This is a genomic window from Erwinia sp. JUb26, from assembly GCF_003751505.1.
Taxonomy (GTDB): Bacteria; Pseudomonadota; Gammaproteobacteria; order Enterobacterales; family Enterobacteriaceae; genus Erwinia.
Genome location: NZ_RJVB01000001.1, coordinates 978,700 through 995,673, shown reverse-complemented (window position 1 = coordinate 995,673; position 16,974 = coordinate 978,700). Strand labels below are relative to the sequence as shown.

Annotated in this window: 14 protein-coding genes and 3 pseudogenes; 9 read left to right on the top strand and 8 right to left on the bottom strand. The window is 56.6% G+C overall.

What is annotated here, in order from left to right:
- Positions 1–171 precede the first annotated feature (171 nt).
- The 3 genes and pseudogenes from EC836_RS04755 to EC836_RS24920 form a co-directional block, all read left to right on the top strand.
- Positions 172–720, top strand: a pseudogene (locus EC836_RS04755) (helix-turn-helix transcriptional regulator); the annotation flags it as partial.
- Between the two features lie 438 nt (positions 721–1,158).
- Positions 1,159–1,410, top strand: coding sequence for a hypothetical protein (locus EC836_RS04745; protein WP_123330565.1), 252 nt, complete (start codon positions 1,159–1,161; stop codon positions 1,408–1,410).
- A 474-nt stretch (positions 1,411–1,884) separates the two neighbouring features.
- Positions 1,885–1,989, top strand: a pseudogene (locus tag EC836_RS24920) (IS3 family transposase); the annotation flags it as partial.
- Between the two features lie 113 nt (positions 1,990–2,102).
- On the opposite strand, the pseudogene EC836_RS04735 reads toward EC836_RS24920, so the two are convergent.
- Both EC836_RS04735 and ychF read right to left on the bottom strand, forming a co-directional pair.
- A pseudogene (locus tag EC836_RS04735) lies at positions 2,103–2,444 on the bottom strand (integrase); the annotation flags it as partial.
- A 97-nt stretch (positions 2,445–2,541) separates the two neighbouring features.
- A complete protein-coding gene (gene ychF, locus EC836_RS04730; protein ID WP_123330563.1) occupies positions 2,542–3,633 on the bottom strand; it encodes a redox-regulated ATPase YchF in 1,092 nt (363 codons plus the stop codon).
- Positions 3,634–3,999: 366 nt separating this feature from the next.
- Between ychF and EC836_RS04720 the strand changes: the two genes are divergently transcribed.
- Positions 4,000–5,481, top strand: a complete 1,482-nt coding sequence (locus tag EC836_RS04720; RefSeq protein ID WP_123330559.1) for a SulP family inorganic anion transporter — start codon at positions 4,000–4,002, stop codon at positions 5,479–5,481.
- A gap of 42 nt (positions 5,482–5,523) precedes the next feature.
- Here EC836_RS04720 and pth read toward each other — a convergent pair whose 3' ends face one another.
- Positions 5,524–6,111, bottom strand: a complete 588-nt coding sequence (gene pth, locus EC836_RS04715; RefSeq protein WP_123330557.1) for an aminoacyl-tRNA hydrolase — start codon at positions 6,109–6,111, stop codon at positions 5,524–5,526.
- Between the two features lie 271 nt (positions 6,112–6,382).
- Between pth and ychH the strand changes: the two genes are divergently transcribed.
- On the top strand, positions 6,383–6,658 hold the full coding sequence (ychH, locus tag EC836_RS04710; RefSeq protein ID WP_123330556.1) for a stress-induced protein YchH: 276 nt from the start codon (positions 6,383–6,385) through the stop codon (positions 6,656–6,658).
- 124 nt (positions 6,659–6,782) lie between these two features.
- Here ychH and EC836_RS04705 read toward each other — a convergent pair whose 3' ends face one another.
- Both EC836_RS04705 and EC836_RS04700 read right to left on the bottom strand, forming a co-directional pair.
- Positions 6,783–7,952: a GGDEF domain-containing protein gene (locus tag EC836_RS04705; RefSeq protein WP_123330554.1), complete on the bottom strand. Its 1,170-nt coding sequence runs from the start codon at positions 7,950–7,952 to the stop codon at positions 6,783–6,785.
- A 111-nt stretch (positions 7,953–8,063) separates the two neighbouring features.
- Positions 8,064–9,521: an MFS transporter gene (locus EC836_RS04700; RefSeq protein ID WP_123330552.1), complete on the bottom strand. Its 1,458-nt coding sequence runs from the start codon at positions 9,519–9,521 to the stop codon at positions 8,064–8,066.
- A gap of 108 nt (positions 9,522–9,629) precedes the next feature.
- Between EC836_RS04700 and EC836_RS04695 the strand changes: the two genes are divergently transcribed.
- Positions 9,630–10,520: a LysR family transcriptional regulator gene (locus EC836_RS04695; RefSeq protein ID WP_123330792.1), complete on the top strand. Its 891-nt coding sequence runs from the start codon at positions 9,630–9,632 to the stop codon at positions 10,518–10,520.
- 447 nt (positions 10,521–10,967) lie between these two features.
- On the opposite strand, the gene prs is transcribed toward EC836_RS04695, so the two are convergent.
- From prs to lolB, 3 genes are all read right to left on the bottom strand, one after another.
- Positions 10,968–11,915 (bottom strand): ribose-phosphate diphosphokinase, encoded by a 948-nt coding sequence (gene prs, locus EC836_RS04690; RefSeq protein ID WP_105594349.1) that lies wholly within the window; start codon positions 11,913–11,915, stop codon positions 10,968–10,970.
- Between the two features lie 127 nt (positions 11,916–12,042).
- Positions 12,043–12,906, bottom strand: coding sequence for a 4-(cytidine 5'-diphospho)-2-C-methyl-D-erythritol kinase (ispE, locus tag EC836_RS04685; RefSeq protein WP_123330550.1), 864 nt, complete (start codon positions 12,904–12,906; stop codon positions 12,043–12,045).
- Entirely contained in the window at positions 12,903–13,529 is a 627-nt protein-coding gene (lolB, locus tag EC836_RS04680; protein WP_123330548.1) for a lipoprotein insertase outer membrane protein LolB, read from the bottom strand. The genes ispE and lolB overlap by 4 nt, the downstream gene beginning before the upstream one ends.
- Before the next feature lie 226 nt (positions 13,530–13,755).
- On the opposite strand from lolB, the gene hemA reads away from it, so the two are divergent.
- From hemA to prmC, 3 genes are read left to right on the top strand one after another with little or no spacing between them, the layout of a single operon-like run.
- Complete coding sequence (gene hemA / locus EC836_RS04675; protein WP_123330546.1) at positions 13,756–15,012, top strand: glutamyl-tRNA reductase; 1,257 nt, start codon at positions 13,756–13,758, stop codon at positions 15,010–15,012.
- Positions 15,013–15,049: 37 nt separating this feature from the next.
- Positions 15,050–16,132: a peptide chain release factor 1 gene (gene prfA, locus EC836_RS04670; RefSeq protein WP_123330544.1), complete on the top strand. Its 1,083-nt coding sequence runs from the start codon at positions 15,050–15,052 to the stop codon at positions 16,130–16,132.
- Positions 16,132–16,968, top strand: a complete 837-nt coding sequence (gene prmC / locus EC836_RS04665; RefSeq protein ID WP_123330542.1) for a peptide chain release factor N(5)-glutamine methyltransferase — start codon at positions 16,132–16,134, stop codon at positions 16,966–16,968. The genes prfA and prmC overlap by 1 nt, the downstream gene beginning before the upstream one ends.
- The last annotated feature ends 6 nt before the right edge of the window (positions 16,969–16,974 follow it).

The following is a 16,974-nucleotide window of genomic DNA, read 5'->3' as shown; positions in this document are numbered from 1 at the left end:
TTCTCCTCGGGAAAAGTGGTTAGGAAACTCCAGGTTTCAAGCGGAAATATTCTCACCTTATACCCGTGATTTTTACTGTTTTGTATAACGGCACTTAGCTTCTCTGTTCTTATGCCTCAGCAGAAACCCTTGACTGTGTAGAATGATCATTCTACAACAAAAAACAGGTGCGCGGTAATTTGTCGCGCGGAAAATGATATCTGGATAGTGCCGCCAGATTGCGCCATGTGGATCCCCGGCGGGATCCCGCACAGTGCCAAAGCCACCTGGAATGCCCATCTCAATTACTTGTTTATTGAACCGGGAGCCGCCGCGCTGCCGGAGAAGTGCTGCATGCTGGCGATTTCACCGCTGATTAAAGAGCTGGTTGGCCGCCTGACCCGCGAAGATATTAATTTCGAAGCGGAAAGCCATGCGGGCAGGCTAACCAGAGTGACGCTCGATGAACTGGTGACTATGCCGCAGCAGAAACTGAGCCTGCCGGTTTCGACGCATCCTAAAATTCGCGCGATGGCCGATGCGCTGGTCAGCCAGCCGGAAGATCGGAGCACATTTAAAGTCTGGGCAAAGCGGCTGGCACTCAGCGAGCGTTCATTAGCCCGTTTGATGCTGCGTGAAACCGGTCTGACCTTCGGGCGATGGCGTCAGCAGCTGCATCTGATCGTTGCGCTTCGGGAGCTGGCAAGCTGTATAACCACGGGTTCAGCCTCGGGGAGGGTACTGATGATCTGTTCGTCGGAAAAACGCTTCTTCATGGGGATGTCCTCATGTGGCTTATGAAGACATTACTAACATCAGCATGTATTAATCAACGGGGAGCAGGTCACCTGATTACCTCACCTTTGACCTCACCAAGGGATTATCCAGCAGGCAATAAAAAACCCGCCATTTAGACGGGTGTTTGTTGAAACTCTTCATGATTAGGTGAGCTATCCGAATGTGTGTAAAAGGTGACTGATGATCTTCTGCTATCCAGTTGAGTTAAAATAGTATAAAAAACCATCAAAATTTCTTCATGTGGATTTATACAGTTTATAGCATGTTTAGGTATTGAATTTTTGGCGCTTCGCCATAATATCAACACCACATATAGTGCCAATTGTCACTTGTAGGCACTATATGTATTATCTTTAATACCTATGCTTAGGAGTTATACCAATGGCAAATAATACAAAGCAAACTGGTGGCAGCGTGGCTTCACTAGCGGCTAAAACTCTCAACAATCCTAACGCGTCTGGCATTCAAAAAAGCCTTGCAGGTTCTGCGCTCTCTCAGTCCGGTTCTCCTAATCAAACTGGGGGTGCAATGGAACACAAAGCATCGGCTGCACTCAAAAACCCGAACTCCAGTGCTGTGACAAAAGAACTTGCTGCATCAGTTCTTGCTCAGGCGAATAAAGGTCGTAAGTAACTTTGGGGCGGGGAAACCCGCCTTGTATTACCAGAGTGAAACTAACCCTCTAGTAACTGTTGTTTCCTAAGTGCTTGAGTTTAGTTGCAACACAGTGTTCTTCATTCCGTTTTTAAATACTGCTGTAGCCTTATAGACTGCACACAGCCTCTACAAGTGGCTACGGCTATCAAACCTGATAAAAGCGAACAGCATGCCCGGGATTCCTGGGAGCCAAAAGCGAGGTCCTGAAACTACGGGCGCAGCTAAAAGTCACCGAAGAACGGGATATCCTGAAAAAGGCCGCGCGGTACTTTGCAAGGGAGCCCGAATGAAGTACCGCTTTATCAATGAGCACCGCACTGTATGGGGTGTGATAACGATGTGTCGGGTAATGAATGTCGCCAGGGCGGGGTCTAAACATGGCTGAATAACCCGGTCTCGGCACGTGATTAAGATAACCAGCCTCTACTGACGCTTAACGCGGTGGCCGAGGTGGCCAAATCGTTCTTCAGTTCACTGAAAAAAGAACGCATCAGAAGAAGAATATACAAAATCCGGGATCTGGCACGGGCCGATATCTTCGATTACATTGAAGTCCTCTAAGACCGGGCCCGACGCCTTAGCCATCTCTGCGGCGTCAATCAGGAGGCCTTTGAACAGGTCCCGTCGTGAGGACAGCATCTGTCTAGTGTTGTGGGGGCAGTCCAAAGGCGTCGTACCTCAGCGGCAACTGTCGGTGTGCCGCGCCTAGCCGTTTCCTTAAGAATTTTAAGAATGTGGTGCTTACCTGGAAGTTTGCCGATACCGTGGAAGACGATTTGTTACAGCATATCAAGGCGGCGCGTTTTGGTGATTTTTGCCCAGTCGTTCATCTACAGCCACTCTTTGCCGATAAGCGCAAAAGTGTTTGATGAACAATTGATCTTGCTGTTTTTATCTAACTGGAGAGCTTGTGCCGGACTGACCCCCTCCGCGACATGCTTTCGCGCTTGCCTGGATTGCTCGTGAGCTTCGGCAAGTTTGACCGCTGGATGTTCACCCGCCGCAAACATCTGAAGCACCATGAAAAAATCCACGCCATGGCGTGGCGTGGATTTTATAGGTTTTGCGTTTGTCATGAGATTCGCTAAAACCTCATAAGGCAACGACTTACACGTTAAACAGGAAGTTCATCACATCGCCATCTTTCACGATGTAGTCTTTGCCTTCTGAACGCATCTTACCGGCTTCTTTCGCGCCCTGTTCACCCTTGAAGGCGATGAAGTCATCAAATGCGATGGTCTGTGCGCGGATAAAGCCTTTTTCGAAGTCGGTGTGGATTTTACCGGCGGCCTGTGGCGCGGTTGCACCCACCGGGATGGTCCAGGCACGCACTTCCTTCACGCCCGCGGTGAAGTAGGTTTGCAGGTTCAGCAGGGAGTAACCGGCGCGGATCACGCGGTTCAGGCCCGGCTCTTCAATACCCAGCTCGGCCATAAACTCTTCGCGGTCACCGTCTTCCAGCTCGGCGATATCTGACTCAACGGCGGCGCACACCGGGACCACAACGGAACCTTCGGCGGCAGCGATTTCACGCACTTTATCCAGGTACGGGTTATTCTCGAAGCCGTCTTCATTGACGTTCGCGATGTACATGGTCGGTTTCAGGGTCAGGAAGCTCAGGTAGCGGATAGCCGCTTTGTCTTCTTCGCTCAGGTTCAGCGCGCGCAGCATCCCGGCGTTTTCCAGGTGCGGCAGGCATTTTTCCAGCGCGGCCTGTTCGGCTTTGGCGTCTTTGTCGCCGCCTTTGGCTTTCTTCTGCACGCGCTGCAGGGCACGTTCGCAGGTATCAAGGTCAGAAAGCGCCAGCTCGGTGTTGATGGTTTCGATATCGTCAGCCGGATCGACCTTGTTATTCACGTGAATAATGTTGTCGTTCTCAAAGCAGCGCACCACGTGGCCGATCGCTTCGGTTTCACGGATGTTGGTCAGGAACTGGTTGCCCAGGCCTTCGCCTTTTGACGCGCCCTTAACCAGGCCCGCGATATCCACGAATTCCATGGTGGTTGGCAGAATACGCTGCGGCTTAACGATTTCGGCCAGCTGATCCAGGCGTGAGTCAGGCATTGGCACTACGCCGGTATTCGGCTCAATGGTACAGAACGGGAAGTTAGCTGCTTCGATGCCCGCTTTGGTTAACGCATTGAACAGGGTGGATTTCCCGACGTTTGGCAGGCCCACAATACCGCATTTGAATCCCATGTTTGAATCACCTTAATAGCTTGATAATCAAGGTATTGTTAAATACCTCAATGTTGTCACAGACAGTGTCTTAAAAGTTTCCGCGCATTATACACGTAAAACCGGCCGCGATGGGGTTGATTTGTCGCGCAGCGGGCAGGTTTCACTTGAGATCGCCTTCACAATTTCCCATACTGACACATCTTTACCCTTGTCGGAGAACCGCGCAGATGCATTGCTTCCTGCTTACGCCACCCTGAGAATGCTCCCTTCTGCGCAACAGATCCGTTGCCTTCACTCGTCGTTTGAACGAGTTCGCTGTGCCCGCTGATGTCCTGAATCGCGCGGTGCAGAACGTCTGCGTGTAAAAAAATAACTGGAAATAACATGTTTAACCTGAGCAATTTCAGGGCGAGAGACGTCAAAAACGACGTCCTGGCCGGTGCTGTCGTTTCGGTGGCGCTGATCCCGGAAGCGACCGCCTTTTCCCTGCTGGCCGGGCTGTCGCCGACTATCGGCCTGCATACCGCCTTTATCCTCGGCATTATTACCGCGTTCTTCGGCGGAAAGCCGGGGATGATCTCCGGTGCGGCCGGATCGATCGTGGTGGTGCTGATTAGCCTGATTACCCAGCACGGCTACGAGTATGTGCTGGTGGCCAGCATTCTCGCCGGGCTGATCCAGCTGGCGATTGGCGTGCTGAAGCTGGGCAAGTTTATCCGTCTGGTGCCGCAGCCGGCGATTTACGGCTTTGTTAACGGTCTGGCGATTGTCATTATGCTGGCGCAGTTCCCGATGATTAAAGGGCAGGGCCCGATGATGTACGCGCTGGTTGCCCTGGCGATGCTGATTGTCTGGCTGTTCCCGAAAGTGACCAAAATCATCCCTGGTTCGCTGGCGGCGCTGATCGTGATTAGCGCGATTGCAATTGGTTTTGGTCTGGATACCAAACGCGTTGGCGATCTGGCGGATATCTCCGGCACGCTGCCGATGTTCCATCTGCCGCAGGTGCCGGTGAGCTGGGAAACGCTGAAAATCGTTCTGCCGTACTCGGTGGTGATTGCGCTGGTCGGGCTGATTGAGTCGCTGCTGACGCTGTCGGTACTGGATGAGATGGGCAGTAAAAAAGGCGCGGGCAACCAGGAGTGCGTGGCGCAGGGCATCGGCAATACGCTGTGCGGCTTCTTCGGCAGCTTTGCGGGCTGTGCGATGATCGGCCAGTCGATTATTAACTTCACCTCGGGCGGTCGCGGGCGTATTTCGAACCTGGTCGGTGCGGTGCTGCTGATCCTGTTTGTCGTCAGCCTGTCGCAGTACATTGCGCTGCTGCCGGTGGCGGCGCTGGCCGGGATTATGTTCGTGGTGTGCATTAATACGTTTGAATGGAGCTCCATCAAGCGCCTGAAGCGGATGCCGAAGGCCGATGCGGTGATTATGATTGCGGTGACGCTGGTGACGATCTTTACCGACCTGGCGATGGCGGTGATCTGCGGGGTGATTATCTCGGCGCTGGTCTTTGCCTGGCAGCATGCGCGCATCACTATCGTCGCGCAGGAGAGTGGGGAAGGGCAGAAAACCTATCGCCTGGAAGGCCCGCTGTTCTTCGGCTCCACCACCAGTTTCCAGGAGCTGTTCGATCCGCAGCAGGACCCGGAGCAGGTGGTGATCGATTTTGCCCGTACGCGGGTGATGGATTCCAGCGGCGTGGAGGCGCTCGATAAGCTGACCGCGCGCTATCTGGAAGCGGGGAAAACCCTGCGCCTGCGCCATCTCAGCGAGGACTGCATCAGCCTGCTGAAAAAGGCCGGGCCGTACTGCACGCATGAACTGGACGACCCGGACTATAAGGTCGCCAGCAACGACGCCTGATCGCCGATAAGAGTAGCAGGCCCAAATCCGGGCCTGCCGCTATCAGCTAGCTTTGTAGCTGTGCAGGCGGTTCATCGCCTTCAGCTTATCTTCCTTCAGCCACACCTCGGTGCAGCGCGCCGCTTCGTCAATCGCGTTATCAATCAGCGGCTGCTCGGAGGCCATCGGTTTACCCAGCACGAATCCCACCACTTTATTGCGATCGCCCGGATGGCCGATGCCGATGCGCAGACGGTGGAAGTTCAAATTATTACCCAGCTTGCTGATGATATCTTTCAGGCCGTTATGGCCGCCGTGGCCGCCGCCCTGCTTGAATTTTGCCACGCCCGGCGGCAGGTCCAGCTCGTCGTGCGCCACCAGAATCTCTTCTGGTGTGATGCGATAAAACGTCGCCATCGCCGCCACGGCTTTCCCGCTGAGGTTCATAAAGGTGGTCGGCACCAGCAGGCGCACATCCTCACCGCCGATATTCAACCGCGCGGTGTAGCCATAAAACTTACTTTCTTCCTTTAGCGACTGATTGTGACGCTCAGCCAGCAAATCAACATACCAGGCGCCGGCATTATGGCGCGTAGCGGCGTATTCAGCGCCGGGATTGGCAAGGCCAACAATCAGTTTAATGCTGCTCACGTAGTCGTTTCCTGAATCGTACGGATTAAGGCGGGTAGTTTACTCAAGGGGAGAGGAGAACTCAAAGATCGCCGATCACTCTCAGCCAGCGGCAGATAGTTAGTCAGCGTGATAATACATTTTCTATACAAATTCAGGCGATTACATGTAAAGAACTGTCAAAGATTTAGCGATAAATGTGATCGCGCCCGCAACGACGCTTTGGACGATTTCCTACACTGTAGACATCTGGCAATGGAGTTTGCCCTGTTTAACCGTCTGGAGGTGCGTAATGAAACGTAAACATACACATGTAATGGGCAATGCCCTGATGGTGCTGGGGTTAGTGGTGATGATTTTCGGTGTCGGTTATTCGGTGCTGAATCAGATGCCGCAGCTGCAGTTACCGCAGTTTATGGTGCATGGGGCGATTTTCAGTATCTTCATCGGCGCATTGCTGTGGCTGGTGGGCGCACGCATTAGCGGACGTGAAAAAATTGCCGACCGCTATTACTGGGTACGTCACTGCGGCGATAAACGCTGCCGTCAGGGTAATCGCCAGCATTAAGGCGTCACCTGTCGCGAGCAACACGGTTGCTGAAGTCAGAACCGTGTTGCTTCATTAATGCCCGCCTGTGCGGGCATTTTGCTTTGTATCAGGTATGCGGTGGGGAAGTTCATCCGTTAATCTTTTAGCCAGCAACCGGCAGCGTTTGCAAACGTAGCTCATCCGGGCGGAAAATTTTCACCTGATTACGTCCAGCCGCCTTCGCCTGATACAGCGCATCATCTGCTGCGGCGATCAGCGAATCGACCAGTAGCGGCCCGTTTGATCTGCTGGCCACGCCGATGCTGACGCTGTAATGCACTTGCTGCGGCCTTGACGCCTCTATCGTCTGACGGATCCGCTCTGCCGTTTCCATCCCCACTTTCTCATCGCAAAGCACAATGGCGGCAAATTCTTCACCCCCCAGCCGTGCAAAGAAGCTGTCGGCGGGCAGTTCGGTCATGACTTTGTGGCAGAAATCGATCAGCACCTGATCGCCATGATAGTGGCCAAAGCGGTCATTAATGCTTTTAAAATGGTCGAGGTCGAACAGCATCACGGAGATCTCGCGCGGCGCGCCGGCAGGGTTCGCCAACTGGTCAGCCTTCTCAAACAGCGCGCGGCGGTTCCAGACGCCGGTTAGCGGATCCAGCAGCGACGCCTGCTTGTACTTGATTTGCGTGCGCTCGTTGACCATCGCCATCAGGGTAAAACTCATCCCAATCACAATCAGTATCGACTCCAGGATGACATAGACCGAGAAGGTCGATCCGCCGATGGCCCCGTAGAGTGGGCTGGGAATACCGCCGTCCAGCAGCGCCCGTACCACGCTGAACAGCAGGTGGATCCACAGCAGCAGGCGGGCGGGCCAGAAGGTGACCGGCAGCATGGCGCGAGCACGATGCAGTTCACGGATCATCGCTGCGGTGTAGATAATGCACAGCAGGCAGGAAACAAGGATGCGGTTGTGCATCGAGTTCCAGAACCACGGGAACAGGCACAGCATGCCCCACAGCACCATGCCCAGCGTCCAGTCCCAGCCGCACCGCGCGCCGCGAAAGGCACGGAATGCGCTGAGCAACAGTCCGTAGGCCAGCAGCACGCAGATATTGCCCACCGCCACGGACCAGAACAGCAGGCCCTCATTGCGAAGGCTGCTTAACCAGACGGCAATAACACTGACAATCAGCGAGATACAGTTAAATCCCAACACTTTATCGTACTGTGCGCCGCTCCAGGCAAAGGCCGTGATCACGATAAGAAACAGCAGTACGTATAGCTCGCAGATAAACAGGGTTGCGACGTCTAGCGCCATATAAGAATATTCCGATTAAGTCAATTCGAGCAAAGTAGCATTAATAAATGGTCCTCAACAGGGGGGCCCAGGCCAAATTGCTAAAAAAAACTGTCCGGCTGTGTTTTACGCTTAATTAATCTGCTTACGTCGTGGAACCAGGCACAGCCAGATGACCACGGCGCAGAGTACGGTCACCGCCAGAAGCACCAGCAGCAGCAGCTGGAACGCACTTTCCGCCAGCGGCAGCAGTTGCGGATCGACGACAGCTCCTGCCGTCAGCGTCGGCATCGCTTCAGCAGAAATCCCGTGCAAATGGGCCTGATGGGCCAGCAGGAAGGTAAACAGGCTGCTGACGCTGGCCAGCGCCACGCCTTCCCCGGCCACGCGCACCGTGCTGAAGATCCCGGTAGCCATGCCCGCCCGCTGCGGCGGCACCACGCTGACCGAAAGATTGTCCATCAGCCCCCAGGGCAGCCCGCTTCCCGTGCCGATCAGCAGCATCGCCAGCAGAGTTAACAGCAGAGAGCTTTGCGGCGTCACCAGGCTAAGCAGCCCGATGCCCGCAGCGGCCAGCAGCAGCCCGCCGGTGCTGACCGTGCCGGGGTGATAGCGACGGGTCAGGCTGACGGCGACCGAGGGAATAATCAGCATCGGCAGCGAAATGGCCAGCATCAGCAATCCCGTAGTCAGCGCGTCGTAGCCGTAAAAACCCATGAAACGCAGCGGCAGCAGGACCAGCAGCACCACGAAGCAGTAGCATGTGGCGACCGGTAGTAACTGCACACCAACGAAACGGCCGTAGCGGAACAGGCTGAGATCGAGCATTGGGTAGGCCGTACGGCGCTCAATAAAGACAAACAGCGCACCCGTCAGCAGGGAAGCCAGCAGCAGCGTGCGGGTGAGCGGCGTGCTGCCGCCGTCGGCCATCTGCAGCAGTCCCCAGGTAAACAGCGTCAGCGCGGTGCTGAAGGTCAGGATACCCGGCCAGTCCAGTGGCTGCGGATCGGGATTACGTGATTCGACCAGATAGCGGGTGCCGAAAAGGAGTGCCACTGCGCCAAACAGGGCACAGCAGAGGAAAACGCTGTGCCAGCCTGCCACCTGCATCAACATTCCCGCCACCACCGGTCCGGCCGCCAGACCCACGCCGAAGCTGGTTCCCAGAAGGCTGAAGGCCCGTGCGCGAGCTTCACCACTAAAAGTGTTGGCCATGGCGGCGGCCCCTCCAGCTAACGCGGCAGCGGCGGCGGCACCTTGGAGCGCACGGATAATATCCAGCCAGACGACAGAGGGCAGCCAGGGCGTCAGCAGTGAGAGCAGGGTGAAAATGGATACGCCGCTAATAAACAGGCGTTTACGGCCATAACGATCGGCCAGCGATCCGGCGGCCATCAGCAAACTGCCGAAGCTGAGGAGGAATGAATTGGTTATCCAGCTCAGCGCCAGCGGCGATCCGCCGGGATGAGCGGCAATGGCGGGCGTGGCGATGATCCCGGCAGAAAAACTCAGCGGCAGCATCAGCGCCGCGCTGCAAACGGCCAGGATACTCCAGCGGCTACTTTGGGCTTCAAGGGTTAGAGAACTCATTGTTTATCTCGCTTTCATCAGTCAAGAAAGCAGGATAAATTGGCATGCATGGGTGTTAAACAGGCCACATGGCCGAAGATAAAGGACAAAAAGTATCGAATGAGCAGCGTGGAGAGTCTGAGCGGGCTGACGGCCTTTGTGAAAGCGGCGCAGTTAGGCAGTTTCGCGGCGGCAGCCGAGCGGCTTGGCGTGTCGGCTTCGGCGATTGGTAAAAGCGTGGCGCGGCTTGAAGGCAGTCTCGGGGTGAGCCTGTTAAACCGCAGCACGCGCAGCCTGAGCCTGACCGAAGAAGGGGCGCTGTTTTATGAGCGCAGCCAGCGCATCGTGCTGGAGCTGGAGGAGGCCGAGCAGGAGCTTTCGCGGCTGATGTCTGCGCCGCGTGGGCGGCTGCGGCTGAGCTTTCCGGCAATTGGCTACCGTCTGCTGCTGCCTCTGCTGCCCGCTTTTACTGCCCGCTATCCGGATATTGAGCTGGATCTTGATTTCAACGATCGGCTGGTGGATGTCATTAGTGAAGGCTATGACGCGGTGCTGCGCAGCGGGGATTTTGCTGATTCGCGGTTGAAAGCGCGGCGTTTAGGCGGTTTTCATTTCTGCCTGGTTGCCTCCGCGGATTATTTTTCGCGTCGCGGTCGCCCCCTGCAGCCTGCCGAGCTGAGCGAACATGAGTGCCTGATGTATCGATTTTCCGCCAGCGGCCAGCTTCAGCCCTGGCAGTTTGAGGGGGTTGATGCACGGCAGCTACCGTTGAAGGGGTCGCTGGTATTCAACAATCTTGAGGCGCAGATTTCGGCCGCACGACGCGGGCTTGGGTTGATTTACGTGCCGGATTTTGCGGTGCAGGAGTATGTGGAAAGCGGGGAGTTGCAGAGCGTGCTGGGCGATTTTATCAGCGCCGGGGGGCAGTTTTCGCTGCTGTGGCCGGGGAACCGGCACCTGTTGCCGAAGATGCGGGTGTTTATTGATTATCTGGCGGAGTATATCGGGTTGGATCGGTGACGGGCTGATGCGGTGGTTTTGCTTCAAACTGCGGTGTTTACGCTGACTGCCGGGTAATCCGCAGCGCTGAGGTGGAGGCAGATGGCCAGGAGACGCCAACAAGGACGTTGGCGTCAGGTGAAGCTGGTGCATGGATGCACCAGCTTCACCGGTCCGTCCGGCCAGATGCCGAAACCGAAGGAACCGCAGAGCGGCGCGAGGACCACCCGGCAGTGGCGCAGACTGGCCCACAGGCGCGAATTACCCAGCTATCACAGGCCAGATGCCGAAACCGAAGGGATCGCAGAGCGGCGCGAGGACCACCCGGCAGTGGCACAGACTGGCCCAAAAGCCCGGACGTCGCAGCCATAACCGGCCAGACAATAAAAAAGCCGCCGTCCCGAAAGACAGCGGCTATATAAACCTGAACGCTAAAAATAAACCGGCCGGAATAACCCGGCCAGTGCATTAATGCTCAAACATCGCAGAAATAGATTCTTCGTTGCTGATACGACGAATCGCTTCTGCCAGCATGCCCGACAGCGTCAGGGTGCGCACGTTTGGTAGCGCTTTAATCTCTTCCGGCAGCGGAATAGTATCGCACACCACCACTTCATCAATCACCGAATGGCGCAGGTTCTCAACCGCGTTGCCGGAGAAGATAGGGTGAGTTGCGTAAGCGAATACGCGCTTGGCGCCACGCTCTTTCAGCGCTTCCGCCGCTTTGCACAGGGTGCCGCCAGTATCGATCATATCGTCAACCAGCACGCAGTCACGGCCAGCAACATCACCGATGATATGCATCACCTGTGACACGTTAGCGCGTGGACGACGCTTGTCGATAATCGCCATATCGGTATCGTTCAGCAGTTTCGCAATAGCACGGGCACGAACCACGCCGCCGATGTCCGGAGAAACCACAATCGGGTTCTCCAGGCCAATCTGCATCATATCTTCCAGCAGGATCGGGCTACCGAACACGTTATCAACAGGAACGTCGAAGAAGCCCTGAATCTGTTCGGCGTGCAGATCAACGGTCAGTACGCGGTCAACGCCCACGCTTGACAGGAAATCAGCAACAACTTTAGCCGTAATAGGTACACGAGCAGAACGCACGCGGCGGTCCTGACGGGCATAGCCAAAATACGGAATAACCGCGGTAATACGACCAGCGGAAGCACGACGCAGGGCGTCAACCATTACAACCAGTTCCATCAGGTTATCGTTGGTTGGGGCACAGGTGGACTGGATGATGAAAATATCACCACCGCGTACATTTTCATTAATCTGTACGCTCACTTCACCATCACTGAAACGACCGACGGCGGCGTCGCCCAGGCTGGTGTAAAGGCGGTTGGCAATACGTTGTGCTAGTTCCGGGGTGGCGTTACCAGCAAAAAGCTTCATATCAGGCACGAGAAGAACCTCAGGCTTTGCGTCGAGAGAATGAAATTGAGTCAGGGTTGGCGCAAGACCACTGACGATTTCATGCGGGTGTTAAAGAACGTTAGTGCAGCGTCAGGATCAGGGTGACGCTGTCACGTCAGCTCGAATGCTCTGAAAGAATGCGGTGAAGCGGCGAAACGTTTGCGCCTCGCGCTACAAATCCCTGCAATTCTTTCGGGGCCAGCTCAAGCACCTGGCGTGCAGCGTGCTCGGTGTCGAATTCAGCAAACACACAAGCACCCGTTCCAGTCAGGCGCGACGGCGCATATTCTAGCAGCCAGGAAACTAGCTGTTCAACCTCGCGGAAACGTTTTCTGACGACGGCCTCACAATCATTGCGGAAATCAGCCTCTAACAGCTCATTGATTTGCCGATATGGCGTGTCTCTGGTCAGTAACGGATCGTTGAATACCACCGGGGTGGCCACGCTCACACCGGGGTGCATTACCAGGTACCATTTTTCCGCCGGGGAGACGGGTGTTAATTTTTCACCCACGCCTTCTGCATAGGCGGCAAAGCCCTGCACAAAGACCGGCACGTCGGCACCGAGGCTCAGTCCAAATGCCGCCAGCTCTCGAAAGCTGAAACCGGTCTGCCACTGATGATTCAGCGCAACCAGCACCGTGGCCGCGTTAGATGAACCGCCGCCCAGCCCGCCGCCCATTGGCAGGCGCTTATCGACCGCCAGACGGGCCCCGGCGTTGGCGGGCAGGGTGCCGCGCTCAAGCGCCTTCTCCCGCAGCAGTCGGGCGGCGCGGACGATCAGGTTGTGCTCATCCGCCAGGCCGGCCACCGGCGTTAACAGCGTCAGCTCGCCGCTGTGGTCGGCGGTAATGGTCAGCGTGTCACCATAGTCCAGAAACTGAAACAGCGTTTGCAGATTATGATAGCCGTCTTCACGACGCCCGGTGATGTAGAGAAATAAATTAAGTTTCGCCGGTGAGGGCCACTGTTCGATCATTTAACGGTCCAGCTATCCATTTTCAGCTTGATGCGCTGGCTGCCTTCCTGCAGTTCCAGGTTCGACGGCAGCGTTGGGTTCTGCTTGCTGTCATAGCCCTGATAGGTCACGTGCCACTTTTTGCCGTCCTGACTGTAGTTCAGCTCGCGCAGGCGGTACTGGTCATCCAGCGAGTAGTCGGTGGCATCGCCCGGCAGGCCGAGGATCCACTGGCGCAGGTTATCCAGCGGGATGGTCATGCCGGTCAGCTGTGAGATCATCTGCGCGGCGTCGCGGCTGACGTAGCGCTTACCTTTATTATCCACGATCTGTGCGACCTGGCCCTGCTGGTCAAGCTGCAGCTCGGTGCTGCCGAGCGGGTTAGTCAGCAGCAGGCGGTAGCGGTCCGGGGCGGTCTGCTGCCAGTTAAAGCGGGCATAGACTTTTTGCTGGTCCGAAAGGAACGCAAACGCGCCGCGAGTTTGATACTGGGTAATTTTTTCCACCGCCTGCTGGTGGTCGCGCCACTGCGGCGATGTGGGGCTCTGGCCCGGGGTCTGTGGCTCTGGTGTGATGCTACAGGCCGCCAGCAGCACGCTGGCGAGGGGAATAAGCCGCATCAGACGGCGATTCGACAATAACATGTTCAGATCAACTCCTCGGACGTAATTCGGGCATACTTGCCGCAATCAACCGCTCACGCTAACCACCTTGCCGGGCCGCGTCAACGCTCAAATTGTCTGATTTGCGCTACAACAGGTAAATCTTGTTGCAGGGATAGGCCACGCATGACTTTTATTGATCCCGCGCATCTTGTAGAATGCGCTTCAGAAAACCCTATCAACTGTGGGATATACCCAATCTGGCACCATGACGTTACTGGCTCTTGGCATTAATCACAAAACCGCTCCCGTTGCGCTGCGTGAACGTGTAACGTTCGCGCCGGATACGCTCGATCAGGCTTTAAACAGCCTGCTGGCGCAACCGCTGGTGCAGGGTGGTGTGGTGCTTTCTACCTGCAACCGCACTGAAATCTATCTCAGTGTAGAACAGCAGGAGAATTTACAAGAGCAGCTCACTAAATGGCTGTGCGATTACCATCAGTTAAGCCCGGACGATCTGCATAAAAGCCTCTACTGGCATCATGACGATGGCGCGGTCAGCCACCTGATGCGCGTGGCCAGCGGCCTGGATTCTCTGGTGCTGGGCGAGCCGCAAATTCTCGGCCAGGTGAAAAAAGCCTTTGCCGATTCCCAGCGCGGCCATTCGCTTTCCAGCGAGCTGGAGCGTATGTTCCAGAAGTCGTTCTCGGTGGCAAAACGCGTGCGTACCGAAACCGAAATCGGTGCCAGTGCCGTCTCGGTGGCGTTCGCCGCCTGTAGCCTGGCGCGGCAGATTTTTGAATCGCTCTCCACGGTCACCGTCCTGCTGGTGGGCGCGGGCGAAACGATTGAGCTGGCGGCCCGCCATCTGCGTGAACACAAGGTCAGTAAACTGATGATTGCCAACCGTACCCGCGAACGCGCTCAGGTGCTGGCCGATGAGGTCGGTGCCGAAGTGATTAGCCTGCCGGACATCGATTCGCGCCTTGCCGAAGCCGACATTATTATCAGTTCCACCGCCAGTCCGCTGCCAATTATTGGTAAAGGGATGGTTGAGCGCGCGCTGAAGCAGCGCCGCAACCAGCCGATGCTGCTGGTGGATATTGCCGTGCCGCGCGACGTTGAGCCGGAAGTCGGTAAACTGCCCAACGCCTATCTCTACAGCGTGGACGATCTGCAGGCGATTATCGAAAGCAATCTCGCGCAGCGCAAAGCCGCCGCGGTGCAGGCCGAAACCATCGTGGTGCAGGAAAGCGGCGAGTTTATGTCCTGGCTGCGGGCGCAGGGCGCGGTGGAGACCATTCGCGAATATCGTTCCCAGGCCGACCAGGTGCGCAGTGAACTGGAAGCGCGCGCGCTGGCCGCGCTGCAAAACGGCGGTAATGCGGAAGAGGTGATCCGCGACCTCGCGCACAAACTGACCAACCGTCTGATCCATGCCCCAACCAAATCTCTTCAGCAGGCCGCGCGCGATGGCGATGGCGAACGTCTGCAAATTTTACGCGACAGCCTCGGGCTGGAATAGCGTTTCAAGCCTCTATTAACAAGGTAAAACTACACGAATGAAGCCTTCTATTGTTGCCAAACTGGAAGCATTACAGGAACGTCACGAAGAAGTCGAGGCGATGCTGGGTGATGCCGGTGTGATTGCCGATCAGGAACGTTTCCGTGCGCTGTCACGTGAATACGCCCAGCTGACAGACGTCAGCCAGTGTTTCCGTCGGTGGCAGCAGACCCAGGAAGATATCGAAACCGCCGAGATGATGCTCGAGGATGCGGAAATGCGCGAGATGGCGCAGGAAGAATTAAAAGAAGCCCGTGAGGCGAGCGACGCGCTGGAACAGCAGCTGCAGGTGCTGCTGCTGCCGAAAGATCCGGACGATGAACGTAACTGCTATCTGGAAGTGCGCGCCGGGACCGGCGGTGACGAAGCGGCGATTTTCGCCGGCGATCTGTTCCGCATGTACAGCCGCTACGCCGAAGCGCGTCGCTGGAAAGTCGAGATCATGAGCGCCAACGAAGGCGAGCACGGCGGCTTTAAAGAAGTGATCGCCAAAGTGGTGGGCGAGGGTGCCTACGGTCGCCTGAAATTTGAATCCGGCGGTCACCGCGTACAGCGCGTGCCGGAAACCGAATCCCAGGGCCGTATTCACACCTCCGCCTGCACCGTGGCGGTGATGCCGGAGCTGCCGGAAGCTGAACTGCCGGATATCAATCCGTCGGATTTGAAAATCGATACCTTCCGCTCTTCCGGTGCGGGCGGTCAGCACGTTAACACCACCGATTCCGCCATCCGAATTACCCACCTGCCCACCGGTATTGTGGTGGAGTGCCAGGACGAGCGTTCGCAGCACAAAAACAAAGCCAAAGCGCTGGGCGTGCTGGGTTCACGTATTCGCGCCGCCGAAATGGCCCGCCGTCAGCAGGAAGAGTCCTCCACGCGACGTAATCTGCTGGGCAGCGGCGATCGTTCCGACCGTAACCGCACCTATAACTTCCCGCAGGGGCGCGTCACCGATCACCGCATCAATCTGACTATCTACCGTCTCGATGAGGCGATGGAAGGCAAGCTGGATACGCTGATTGAGCCCATCGTGCAGGAATATCAGGCCGATCAGCTGGCGGCCCTCGCCGGACAGGACTGATGCAGATCCGAGCCTGGCTGCGTGAGGCCATTTCCCGGCTGGCAGGCGGCGACAGTCCCAAGCGCGATGCGGAAATCCTGCTCGGTTGGGTAACGGGGAAATCGCGCAGCTGGCTGATCGCCTTTGACGATAGCGAACTGGATGCCGACCAGCTGGCACGGCTTGATGCTCTGCTGGTGCGGCGGGCGGCGGGTGAACCGGTCGCCTATCTGATCGGCGAACGTGAATTCTGGTCGCTGCCGCTGAGCGTTTCTCCCCATACGCTGATCCCGCGTCCGGACAGTGAAGTGCTGGTTGAACAGGCGCTGGCCCGTTTGCCGCAGAACGCCTGTTCGGTGCTGGATCTCGGCACCGGCACCGGGGCAATTGCGCTGGCTATCGCCAGTGAACGGCCCGACTGTCAGGTCACCGGCGTTGACCGCATCGCCGACGCCGTTGAACTTGCCCGGCATAACGCGACAAAGCTGTCGCTGAATAACGCTCGTTTCCTGCAAAGCCACTGGTTCTCTGCGCTGGGCGGAGAGCAGTTTGCCCTTATCGTCAGTAATCCTCCTTATATTGATGCCGCAGACGGCCACCTTAGCCAGGGTGACGTGCGTTTCGAACCGGCCAGTGCGCTGGTCGCGGGCGATCGCGGTCTGGCCGATATCAAGCTGATTGCCGCCGCTGCCGGTCAACATCTGCATGCCGAAGGTTGGCTGCTGCTGGAACACGGCTGGCAGCAGGCACAGGAGGTGCGCCAGATATTGCGCGATAACAACTTTACCGCAGTAGAAACCTGTCAGGATTACGGCGGTAACGATCGCGTGACCTTTGGGCAGAAACTGGCTGAGTAAGGAGTC